Source organism: Micromonospora sp. NBC_01655, assembly GCF_026339755.1.
Lineage (GTDB): Bacteria > Actinomycetota > Actinomycetes > Mycobacteriales > Micromonosporaceae > Micromonospora.
This window is the reverse complement of sequence record NZ_JAPEQF010000001.1, coordinates 3,977,216-3,989,060: the sequence shown is the minus strand read 5'-3', so window position 1 is coordinate 3,989,060 and position 11,845 is coordinate 3,977,216. Positions and strand designations below refer to the sequence as shown.

The following is an 11,845-nucleotide window of genomic DNA, read 5'->3' as shown; positions in this document are numbered from 1 at the left end:
AGGACCACAAATGAGCGAACGCATCGCGGTCGTCGGGATCGCCTGCCGGTATCCCGACGCCGAGAATCCCAACCAGCTCTGGGAGAACGTGCTCACCGGCCGCCGGGCCTTCCGCCGGCTGCCCGACGAGCGGATGAACTCGGAGGACTACTACTCCCCCGACCCGGCCGCGCCCGACCGGTTCTACTCGGCCAAGGCCGCGGTGATCGAGGGCTTCGAGTTCGACCGGGTCCGGTACAAGATCGCCGGCAGCACCTTCCGGTCCACCGACATGACGCACTGGCTGGCCCTGGACACGGTCGCCCGGGCGCTGGAGGACGCCGGCTTCGCCGACGGCGAGGGGCTGCCGCTGGCCACCACCGGGGTGATCATCGGCAACACCCTCACCGGCGAGTTCAGCCGCGCCAACCTGCTGCGGCTGCGCTGGCCCTACGTGCGCCGCACGGTCGGGGCGGCGCTGCGCGAGCAGGGCTGGGACGACGCCGAGGTCGGCACCTTCCTCGACGAGCTGGAGCCGCGCTACAAGGCGCCGTTCCCGCCGATCGACGAGGACACCCTGGCCGGCGGCCTGGCCAACACCATCGCCGGGCGGGTGTGCAACCACTTCGACTTCAAGGGCGGCGGCTACACCGTCGACGGCGCCTGCTCGTCGTCGCTGCTCTCGGTCGCCACCGCCTGCACCGCCCTGGCCAACGGCGACCTCGACGCCGCCGTGGCCGGCGGGGTGGACCTGAGCATCGACCCGTTCGAGGTGATCGGCTTCGCCAAGACCGGGGCCCTGGCCACCGGGGAGATGCGGGTGTACGACCGCAACTCCAACGGGTTCTGGCCGGGCGAGGGCTGCGGCATGCTGGTGCTGATGCGCGACGAGGACGCCGTGGCGCGCGGGCTGCGCCGGCACGCCGTCATCGCCGGCTGGGGCTACTCGTCCGACGGCAAGGGCGGCATCACCCGGCCCGAGGCCAGCGGGCACCGGCTGGCCATCCGCCGGGCGTACGAGCGGGCCGGCTTCGGCATCGACTCGGTCGCCTACCTGGAGGGCCACGGCACCGGCACCGCCGTCGGCGACGCCACCGAGCTGACGGCGTTCACCGAGGCCCGGAAGGAGGCCGATCCGGCGGGTGCGCCCGCCGCGATCAGCACCGTGAAGGGCAACTTCGGTCACACCAAGGCCGCCGCCGGGGTCGCCGGGTTGCTCAAGGCGATCCTCGCGGTACGCCAGCAGGTCATCCCGCCGGCCACCGGGCACGTCGACCCGCACCCGGTGCTCGAGGCGGAGCAGCCCGCCGTTCGGGTGCCCGCGACGGCGGAGCTGTGGCCGGCCGACAAGCCGGTCCGGGCGGCGGTGTCCTCGATGGGCTTCGGCGGCATCAACGCCCACGTGGTGGTCGAGAGCGCGGAAAACGGTCGGCGCACCCGGATCGGGGCGTCCACGACCGCGCTGGTGCGCTCGCGGCAGGACACCGAACTGCTGATGTTCGACGCGCGTACCCCGGAGGAACTGGGCTCGCGGCTGTCGGACCTGGCGCCGTGGGTCGGTCGGCTGTCGTACGCCGAGCTGGGCGACCTGGCCGCGGCCCTGGCCGGGAAGCTGGCCGACCGGCCGGTGCGGGCGGCGGTGGTCGTCGCCTCGCCCGAGCAGGCGCGGCAGCGCCTGGAGCGGCTGGTCGAGCTGGTCGACGCCGGCGAGCAGCGGGTGATCGACGCGGCCGGTGGCGTGTTCCTCGGCGCGGCGGGTTCCGCCCCGCGGATCGGGTTCCTGTTCCCCGGCCAGGGCGCGGGCCGACGGGCCGACGGCGGCGCGCTGCGCCGCCGGTTCGAGGAGGTCGACGCCCTGTACCAGGCCCACCAGCCGCCGCCCGGCGCGGACCTGGTGGCCACGGCGGTGGCGCAGCCGCGGATCGTGACCGCGTCGGTCGCCGGCCTGCGGGCGCTGTCGATGCTCGGGGTGCGGGCGACCGGGGCCGCCGGGCACAGCCTCGGTGAGCTGACCGCGCTGCACTGGGCCGGCGCCATGGACGAGGCGACGCTGATCGCGACCGCCGGCGCCCGTGGCCGGATCATGGCCGACGCCAGCTCCGGCGACGGCACCATGGCCAGCATCTCCGCCGCCCCCGAGGTGGTGGAGCCGCTGCTGGCCGGCACGCCGGTGGTCATCGCCGGCTACAACAGCCCGCAGCAGACCGTGGTCTCCGGCCCGGTCGCGGCGGTGGAGCAGGTCGGCGCGCTGGCCGAGCGGGCCGGGCTGTTCTGGACCCGGATCGCGGTGTCGCACGCCTTCCACTCCGAGGCCGTCGCCCCGGCCGCGGTCGCGTTCGCCGAGCACCTGGGCGGCCTGTCCTTCGCGCCGCTGTCCGGCGCGATGGTCTCCACGGTCACCGGGGACGTGCTGCCGGCCGACACCGACGTTCCCGACCTGCTGCGCCGGCAGGTGCTGGACCCGGTGCGGTTCACCCAGGCGGTGCGCCGCCTGGCCGACGACGCCGACCTGCTGCTGGAGGTCGGTCCGGGGCGGGTGCTGCGCGGCCTGGCCGCGGACATCGCCCCGGAGGTGCCGACGATCTCGCTGGAGACCGACAGCCTGTCGCTGGCGGGCCTGCTCAGCGCGGTCGGCGCGGCGTACGCGGCGGGCGCGCCGGTGAACCACTCGGCGCTGTTCCAGGACCGGTTCACCCGGGCGCTGGAGCCGGGCCGGCCGCTGCGGTTCTTCGCCAGTCCCGCCGAGTCGGCGCCGGCCGGGGACTTCGCGGTCGCCCGTACCGGGGCCGAGCCGACCGCCGTCGCGGCGCCGGCCGGCGGGTCGGTCGCGGTCTCCGGGCCCGGCGCGACGGTCGACAGCCTGGAGTTGCTGCGCCGGCTCGCCGCCGAGCGGGCGGAGCTGCCGCTGGAGGCGGTGCGGCCCGACAGCCGGCCGCTGGACGAGCTGCACCTCAGCTCGATCACCGTCGGGCAGATCGTCAACCAGGCCGCCCGGGAACTCAACGTGGCCGCCCCGACGCTGACCTCCAGCTACGCCACCGCCACGGTGGCGGAGATCGCGCAGATCCTCGACGAGGCCGGCGGCGGCAACGGCGCGGACGAGCCGGAGCAGTCGATCGCCGGCGTGGCACCGTGGGTACGGGCGTTCGCGGTGGACCTGGTACCCACCGAGGTCGGGCCGCGGGCCGGCGCTCCGGTCGACGGCGGCTGGCAGGCGTTCACCGCCGGGCACAGCCCGCTCGCCGAGCCGCTGCGCACGGCGCTGCAACAGGCCCGGGTCGGCGGCGGGGTGCTGCTGTGCCTGCCGCGCGACTGTCAGCCCGAGCACATCCCGGTGATGTTGCGGGCCGCCCGGGCCGCCCTGTCGCAGGGCGGCGCCGTCCGGTTCGTGGCGCTCGGCGACCGGCGCACCGCGGCCGGCCTGGCCAAGACGCTGCACCAGGAACACCCGGAGATCACCACCACGGTGGTCAGCCTGCCGCTGGCCGACGAGCCGTCCACCGAGGACGTCGCGGCCACGGTGGCGCGGATCGTCGCCGACGTGGCGGCCACCGCCGGGTTCAGCGAGGTGCACTACGACGCCGACGGCAACCGGCACGTGCCGGTGCTGCGGCCGGCGACCCTGCCGCCCAACGGCGGGCCCGGGCTCGGGGTGGAGGACGTGCTCCTGGTCACCGGCGGCGGCAAGGGCATCACCGCCGAGTGCGCCCTGGCGCTGGGACGGGACACCCAGACGGCGGTCGGCCTGATCGGCCGCTCCGACCCGGCGGCCGACGCGGAACTGGCGGCCAACCTCGACCGGCTCACCGCCGCCGGGGTGCGCTTCCACTACGCCCGGGCGGACATCACCGCCCTGGACGAGGTGAAGGCGGCCGTCAACGACATCGAGCGGGTACTCGGCCCGGTCACCGGCGTGCTGCACGGCGCCGGCCGCAACGAGCCGACCGCGGTGGCCAACCTGGACGAGGCGACGTTCCGGCGGACCCTCGCGCCGAAGATCGACGGGCTGGAGGCCGTGCTCGCCGCGACCGACCCGCACACGCTGCGGCTGCTGGTCACCTTCGGCAGCATCATCGGCCGGGCGGGGCTGCGCGGCGAGGCGCACTACGCCACGGCCAACGACTGGATGACCGACCTGACCCGCCGGGTCGGCGAGGACTACCCGCACATCCGGTGCCTGGCGCTGGAGTGGTCGGTGTGGTCCGGCGCCGGCATGGGCGAGCGGCTCGGGGTGCTGGAGGCCCTCACCCGCGACGGCATCGCGCCGATCCCGGTGGAGGCCGGCATCGCCACGCTGAAGGAGGTGCTGGCCAGCCCGTCCGCGCCGCAGGCGCTGGTGGTGATGGGCCGCGCCGACGGCCTGTCGACGGTCACGCTGGAGCGGCGCGAGCTGCCGCTGCTGCGCTTCGTCGACCGGCCGCAGGTGCACTACCCGGGCGTGGAGCTGGTCGTGGACGCCGACCTGACCGCCGACGACGACCTCTACCTGCCCGACCACCTGCTCGACGGGGACCTGCTCTTCCCCGCCGTGCTGGGCATGGAGGCGATGGCGCAGGCGGCGGCGGCACTCACCGGGCGCACCGAGGCGCCGGTGCTGGAGGACGTCGAGCTGCTGCGCCCGATCGTGGTGCCGCCCTCGGGCAGCAACACGATCCGGATCGCGGTGCTCGCGGCGGCCGACGGCGCGGTCGAGGCGGTGGTGCGCAGCAGCGACACCAACTTCCAGGCCGACCACTTCCGGGCCCGGCTGCGCTGGGACCAGCCGCTGCGGGTCGAGGCCCGGCCGGGGACCGCCGCGGCGCGGCTGTTGCCGATCGACCCGGCCCGCGACCTGTACGGCCCGGTGCTGTTCCAGGGACGGCGGTTCCAGCGCCTCCAGGGCTACCTGGACCTGGCGGCGACGAGTTGCACGGCGCGGGTGTCCAACCGGCCGGTCGACGCGTGGTTCGCCCGGTACCGCCCCGGCGACCTGGTGCTCGGCGACCCGGGCACCCGGGACACGGTGATGCACGCGTTGCAGTGCTGTGTCCCGGACGCGACCCTGCTGCCGGGGGCGATCGAGCGGCTGCACCTGGCCGACCCGAAGGTCGCCGCCACCCTGGACACCGTCACCATCCACGCGGTGGAGCGGCTGCGCCAGGGCGACACCTACCACTACGACGTGGACGTCTGCGACGCCGACGGCAACCTCGTCGAGCGGTGGGTGGGGCTGCGCCTGCACGCCGTACGCAAGCAGGACGGCACCGGGCCGTGGCTGCCGGCGCTGGTCGGCCCGTACCTGGAGCGGCGGGCCGGGGCGTTCCTGCCCGACGAGCTGCGCTGCGTCGTACGGCCCGACGACCCGGACGCCACCGGTAAGCCGGCCCGACGCCGGCAGACCGCCCGGGCGGTGAGCTGGGCGCTGGGCACGGAGACGACGGTGCGCTACCGACCGGACGGCAAGCCGGAGGTCGACGGGGACGTCCGGGTCTCCGCCTCGCACGGCGCCGGGGTCACCTTCGCCGTCGCCGGCGCCTCGGCGGCGGTGGGCTGCGACGTGGAGCTGGCCACGGCCCGTGCCGCGGCGGAGTGGGAGGGCCTGATCGGCCCGGACGGCGTCGCCCTGGCCACGCTGCTGGCCCGGGAGCAGGGCGAGGACCTGTCGGTCGCCGCCACCCGGGTCTGGGGCGCGGTCGAGTGCCTGCGCAAGAACGGCCACGCCCGGGTCGACCTGGTGGCCGAGCCGAACGGAACGGCCGGCTGGGTCGCCCTGCGGTCGGGGGCGGCGCGGGTCGCCACCTTCGTCACCGCGCTCAACGACATCGCCGACCCGGTGGTGTTCACGATGCTGGCGGAAGGAGGCAGGTGAGATGGAGTCGTACTACGAGTACCGGCACCTGGTGGGTTTCGAGGAGACCAACCTCGTCGGGAACGTCTACTACGTCAACTACATGCGCTGGCAGGGCCGGTGCCGGGAGATGTTCCTGCGGGACCAGGCGCCGGAGGTCCTGGCGGACATCCGCGACGACCTGAAGCTGTTCACGCTCAAGTGCGAGTGCGAGTTCTTCACCGAGATCACCGCGTTCGACGAGTTGTCGATCCGGATGCGGCTGGAGGACCTCACCCAGACCCAGATCGGCTTCGCGTTCGACTACGTGCGGCTGCGTGACGGCTTCGAGGAGCTGGTGGCCCGGGGCCGGCAGCGGATCGCGTGCATGCGCGGCCCGAACACCGACACCCGGCCGACCCGGGTGCCGGACACGCTGCGCGCGGCCCTGTCGCGCTACGCGGTGGCCCCCACGGCTGGTGGCCGGAAGGTGCTCGAAGGCGTCGGGGAGGGCTGAGCCGTGACCAGAGCGGACCAGCGACCGACCGCCGGACCGGCGACGGTGCCTGCCGCGGCCAACCACGCCGAGCTGCGGACGGTGATGGGGATGTTCGCCACCGGCGTGACGGTGGTGACGTCGGGCCGGGACCTGCCGCACGGCATGACCGCGAACGCGTTCACCTCGGTGTCGCTGGACCCGGCGATGGTCCTGGTGTGCGTGAAGCGCAACGCCGTCATGCACGACACCGTCCTGGCCCAGGGCACCTTCGCGGTGTCCATCCTGGCCGCCGACCAGGAGGGGCTGGCGCGGTACTTCGCCAGCTCCAGCAGGCCCCGCGACGAGCGGGAGTTCGAGACGGTGCGGTGCGAGCCGGGCCCGCACACCGGCGCGCCGATCGTGGCCGGGAACCTGGCCTGGGTGGAGTGCAAGCTGGCGGCGGTGTACGACGGCGGCGACCACTCCATCTTCCTCGGCTCGGTGCTCGCCACCGGCCGTGGGGAGAGCAGCGACGCCCTGCTGTTCCACGGCGGCCGGTTCTGCGAGGTCGGCAAGGGCTGACCGGGTCGGCCCGGCGCCCACCGGGCCGACCACCGACGGCCGGGCGGCCACGCACCCCGCGTGGTCGACCCGGCCGTCGCCGTGCGGGCCGGGCGAGCACCAGGGCCGGCACGGGCCACCGCCCGGTGCGGGAACCACCAGGGCCGGCGCGGGCGGAACGCCCGGGGCCGGCCTCGCGGCGCGCCAGCCCGGCGGCGAACCCCGGGCCCGGCCGGCGGCGAACGCCGGGCCCGGCCGGCGGCGAACGCCGGGCCCGGCCGGCCGGACGACCCCGGGGGCCGCGGACCGGCCGTGGCGACGCACCGCCGGCGGCGGCCCGGGCCGGACAGGCCGGCCCCCGGCCGGACACGACGAGGCGCAACCGGCGGAAAGCACCGGTTGCGCCTGGATCGACGGATCGGACGGGTCAGGCCTCGTGGACGTGCATCGGCAGGCCGCCCCGCACCCGCAGGGTCAGCATCGGCTCCGGCACCACCGGGTACCCGGGGCTCAGCGACAGGCGTAGCTGGCGGGCCACGCAGGCGAGGACGAACACCGCCTCCATCAGCCCGAGGTTGTTGCCGACACAGAAGCGCGGGCCGGCGCCGAACGGGATGAAGGCGTACCGCGGTCGGTCGGTACGCCGGTCCGGGTCGAACCGCAGCGGGTCGAAGCGGTCCGGATCGGGCCAGAACTCCGGGTGCCGGTGCAGGGTGTAGGGGCACAGCACCAGGTCGGCGCCGGCGGGCACGTGCCACCCGCCGACAGTGTCGTCGCCCTGGGCGACGCGCGGCAGCAGCCACACGGGCGGGTACAGCCGCATCACCTCGTCGACCACCATCGCGGTGTACCGCAGCCGGTGCAGGTCCTCGTACACCGGGTTCCGGTCGCCGAGCACCTCGACGGCCTCGGCGTGCATCCGTTCCCACACCTCGTGGTGCTGGTCGAGCAGGTAGAAGGCCCAGGTGAGGGTGCTGGCGGTGGTCTCGTGCCCGGCCAGCAGCAGGGTGACCAGCTCGTCGCGCATCCGCTGCCGGGCCACCTGCGGGTCGGTCTCCCGGCTGGTCGACTCGATCAGGCGGGACACCACGTCGTCGCGGCCCTCGGTGCCGCCGGGCTGCGCCCGCCGGTGCGCCACCAGCCGGTCGACGATCTCCTGTAGCTCGGCGCGGGCCCGGCGGAAGCGTAGCTGCCGGGGCAACGGCACCCAGGTCGGCACGGTGCTCAGCGACATCATCTCGAAGATCGCCTGGTCCTGTACCGCCTCGAACGCCTCGCCGATCCCGCCGAACTCGCCGAGGTCGGCGTCGAGCAGCGTCCGGCCCAGCACGCCGAGGGTCAACTCGGTCATCTCGTGCCGGATGTCGACCGGGCCGCCGCCGACCATGCGCTGGAGCCGGTCGGCCATCCGCACCGCTTCCTCGGCGACCGCGTCGGCCTGCCGGGCGATGCGGCGCGCCTGGAACACCGGCTGGATCACCTTGCGCTGCTTGGTCCACAGCTCGCCCTCGCTGGTCAGCAGGCCGTCGCCGAGGGTACGGCGGGCGTGCACCAGCCCGATGCCCTTGTGGTAGTTGCCGGGGTTCTCGGCCAGCACGTGCTTGGCGTGGTCGGGGTGGTTGAAGAAGTAGAGCGTCTTCGGTCCCAGCGGCAGCCGGACCGCGTCGCCGTGCCGGGCGGAGACCGCCCGCATGACGTCGAGCCGGTTGCGGGCCATCCGCCCGAGCAGCATCGGCGCCGTCCAGGGCGACGGCCCCGGCGGGCGCAGCCGGCCCCGGTCGGCGACGGCGGTCACGGCTGCACCCTCGCGCCGACCCGGAACCGCTCGGCCACGGCGCGCCGCCACACCTCGTACGCGGGCAGGCCGTCTGCCGCCGGTCCGGCGGGGATCAGCTCGTCGGTGATCCGGCCCGCCTCGGCGGCGGAGGTCCGGCAGAACACCCGGGCCGCCAACTCCGTGTGCGGCACCAGCAGCCCGGCCCGGATCCGGGCCTGCGCCGCGAACGCGGAGGCCTGGGCGACGAACGGGGCGTGCTCGCCCGCCCGGGTCACGAACAGCCGCAGCTCCTCCTCGGTGCAGCCGCCCGCGTACGTGGCCGCGAGGCCGGCGCCGCTGTAGAGGTCCTGGTGCCGCGCCGGCGCGAACCGGTCGATGAGGTCGGCGGCGACCGTCGGGTCGCACCCGGCGACGAACCAGGTGGCCCGGCCGATGCCCTGGTCGATGGCGCGGGCGGCGTACGAGACGGGGCCCTCGGCCGGCCACGGGAAGTCGGTCACCGCGCGCCGGCCGTGCACGTACGCGTCGGTGTGGAAGTACGCCTGGTGGAAGCCGTAGCCGTCGTGTACGAGCCAGCGCAGCAAGGGGTCGGTGGCGGCGGCCAGGGCCCGGCGCCACAGGAACTTCGGTAGTCGGGCGAGCGCCCAGCCGATCCCGACGTACGCCATGTAGACGTGCCGGTCGCCGGTGCCGGCGAGGAACTCGGCGCTGCGCCGGGGGGTGCCCGGGGTCAGCGCGTCGACCAGCGCGAAGCCCATGGCCACGCCCTCGTAGGCGAACCCCTGGAACCGAGTGGGCAGCTCGGCGAGCTCGGTGTCGACGTCGGTCACCCGGCGGGCGCCGGCCGCCGAGGAGAGCCCGGCCAGGAACGACGACCCGACCGTCTCCAGGATGGTGCGGGCCTCCGGCCCCTTGTCGTGGAACCCCCGGGTGGAGACGAGGGTCTCCGAGACGTCGGGGGTGAGGACGCGGCGCCTGAGCGCCCTGATGGTGCCGGCCACCTGCTGCTCCCATTCATCCAGGATTGACGATCCAACTGCCCAATCCTCCCGGCCGTCCGGCGTCCGACACCACTTCCCGATTGCCCTCTGACCTGCGGCGCAACGGCCGGGACGACGGCACGCTGGGAGTAGTTCGCCGCCTGAAGGCGGGGGCACGATCGAGCCGCCCGCCATGCCCGGCAGCCGCGGCGCGCCGCGCGTCCCGCGCCGGTCGCGGGCGGAGAGGAGCTCGCGATGTTGGTACTCGTGACGGGCGGTACGGGCTTCGTCGGCGCGCACACGGTCGCGGCACTCGCCGCGGCCGGACACCGGGTGCGGGTACTGGCCCGCGACCCCGACCGGGTCGACCCGGCCCTGTCGCCGCTGTCCGTGCCGAGCGACGCGGTGCAGGTCGCGGACGGCGATGTCACCGACGAGACGGCGGTGGCCCGGGCCGTCCGCGGGGTCGACGCGCTGGTGCACGCCGCCTCGGTCTACTCCTTCGACAGCCGGTGGCACGAGGCCACCCGGCGCACCAACGTGCGCGGCACGGAGGTGGTGCTGGCGGCGGCCCGCCGGCTCGGGGTGGGGCGGTCGGTGCACGTGTCGACGTTCGGCGCGTTGCTGCCGTCCCCGGCCGGAACGGTGGGCCCGCAGTCGCCGCCGAGCACGGCCCGGGAGACGTACCTGGCGAGCAAGGCTGCCGCGGAGCGGGTCGCCCGGCGGCACCAGGCGCACGGCGACCCGGTGGTGATCAGCTACCCGCCGGCTCTGCTGGGCCCGGACGACCCGAAGCTCGGCGACCAGAACGCGCGGCTGCGCAACGTGCTGCGCGGCCTGATGCCGATGTGGCCCACCGGCGGCTTCCCGGTCGGCGACGTCCGGGACACGGCCACGCTGCTCGCGGAGCTGGCCACCGGCCCGGCCGAGCCCGGCGACCGGCACCTCGGCCCGGGCCGTTACCTGCGCACCCGCGACTACGTCCGGGCCGTGCGCGAGGTGACCGGCCGCCGGCTGCCCACGTTGTTCCTGCCGGCCCGGGCGATGCTGCCCTTCGCCTACGCCACCGACGTGGTGCAGCGGGTGTGGCCGTGGCACATCCCGGCCGAGTACGGCGCCTGCTACGTCTGCGCCTGCGACGCCCGCCCGGAGGAGGCGGCCCGGTCGGCGGGACCCGAGCCCCGGCCGGTCGTCGAGACGATCGCCGACACCGTGCGCTGGCTGCACCGTACGGGGCGGCTCACGGCGGCGCAGGCCGGCCGGGCCGCCGTACCTGTCGAGCCCGCCGCGCCCGCGGCGGGATCCGTCCGAGCCGCGGCAGCGCCGCGGGAGGAGGCACGACCATGACCGTCGCAGAACCGCACCCCGCCCGCCCGTCCGAGGTCCGCGCCGTCGCGGCCTACCGCCAGGTCCGCGAGGCCACGGCGGCCCTGCTGGCCCAGGGGCCGCCCGGGGTCGGCGCGGAGCCGGTGGCCCACTGTCCGGGATGGACGGTGCGGGACCTCGTCGCGCACCTGGTGGAGATCTGCGCGCGGGTGCACGGCCGGGTCACCGGGTCCACCCCCGGCCCGGTGCCCGACGGCGGACTGCCGGAGCTGCTCGACGAGTGGGAGCGGCTGAGCGGGCCGGTGGAGGAGTTCCTCGCCGGACCGGGCTCGATGGACCGGAACATCCTGGTGATGGACGCGTTCACCCACGAGCTGGACCTGCGTCAGGCGCTGGGCGTGCCGCCGCCGGTCGACCACCCGGCGCTGCCGGTGGCCTCGGGTGTCCTGCTGACGGGGCTCTCCGCCTCGCTCGACGGCCACGGCCTGCCGCCGCTGACGGTCGAGACCGAGCACGGGCGGCACGTGGCGGGAACGGGCGTGCCGGTGGCCACGATGTCCGGCCCGTGGCACGAGGTCTATCTGTCGCTGGCCGGTCGCCGCACCACGGCGCAGATCCGGTCGCTGCGGTGGAGCGCGGATCCGGGGCGCTGGCTGCCGGCGTTCACCTGGGGCCCGTTCCGGGTGCCGGAGTCGGCCGTCGCCGAACCCGCACGCTGAACGCCGGTTCCGCCGTGCGCACCGGTCGGCGGCCCGGCCGGCCGGTGCCCCCGTCCCACCGGCCTGCTCCCCTCCCCAGGGGAGGTGTTCCTGGACGCGTTGCCGGGTCCCGCGCGGCCCGCGTCCTCATCCCCCGATGGCGGCGGTGCCACCGGGCCCGTGACCGCGTTGCGGCGCCGGGCCCCGGCCCGGGGTCCGGGGTCGCGACCGCCCGAGGGG

The 11,845-nt window shown here is 75.5% G+C and carries 7 protein-coding genes; 5 read left to right on the top strand and 2 right to left on the bottom strand.

The genetic code is table 11. The features are described 5' to 3' along the window. Positions 1-10: 10 nt before the first annotated feature. The 3 genes from OOK41_RS18300 to OOK41_RS18290 are packed head-to-tail and all read left to right on the top strand — an operon-like array spanning position 11 to position 6,845. Complete coding sequence (locus tag OOK41_RS18300; protein ID WP_266266064.1) at positions 11-5,827, top strand: type I polyketide synthase; 5,817 nt, start codon at positions 11-13, stop codon at positions 5,825-5,827. 1 nt (position 5,828) lies between these two features. Beyond that, positions 5,829-6,302, top strand: a complete 474-nt coding sequence (locus OOK41_RS18295; RefSeq protein WP_117672668.1) for a thioesterase family protein — start codon at positions 5,829-5,831, stop codon at positions 6,300-6,302. Between the two features lie 3 nt (positions 6,303-6,305). After that, positions 6,306-6,845: a flavin reductase family protein gene (locus OOK41_RS18290; RefSeq protein WP_243640160.1), complete on the top strand. Its 540-nt coding sequence runs from the start codon at positions 6,306-6,308 to the stop codon at positions 6,843-6,845. Positions 6,846-7,251: 406 nt separating this feature from the next. On the opposite strand, the gene OOK41_RS18285 is transcribed toward OOK41_RS18290, so the two are convergent. Together OOK41_RS18285 and OOK41_RS18280 are read right to left on the bottom strand one after the other, a co-directional pair. Further along, positions 7,252-8,556 carry a cytochrome P450 gene (locus OOK41_RS18285; RefSeq protein WP_243640165.1) on the bottom strand — a complete coding sequence of 435 codons (1,305 nt, stop codon included), beginning with the start codon at positions 8,554-8,556 and terminating at the stop codon, positions 7,252-7,254. A gap of 59 nt (positions 8,557-8,615) precedes the next feature. Continuing rightward, positions 8,616-9,602, bottom strand: coding sequence for a DUF1702 family protein (locus tag OOK41_RS18280; protein ID WP_266266063.1), 987 nt, complete (start codon positions 9,600-9,602; stop codon positions 8,616-8,618). A gap of 234 nt (positions 9,603-9,836) precedes the next feature. On the opposite strand from OOK41_RS18280, the gene OOK41_RS18275 reads away from it, so the two are divergent. Together OOK41_RS18275 and OOK41_RS18270 are read left to right on the top strand one after the other, a co-directional pair. Next, positions 9,837-10,928 (top strand): SDR family NAD(P)-dependent oxidoreductase, encoded by a 1,092-nt coding sequence (locus OOK41_RS18275; RefSeq protein WP_266266062.1) that lies wholly within the window; start codon positions 9,837-9,839, stop codon positions 10,926-10,928. Next, on the top strand, positions 10,925-11,626 hold the full coding sequence (locus OOK41_RS18270) for a maleylpyruvate isomerase family mycothiol-dependent enzyme (protein WP_266266061.1): 702 nt from the start codon (positions 10,925-10,927) through the stop codon (positions 11,624-11,626). The genes OOK41_RS18275 and OOK41_RS18270 overlap by 4 nt, the downstream gene beginning before the upstream one ends. The last annotated feature ends 219 nt before the right edge of the window (positions 11,627-11,845 follow it).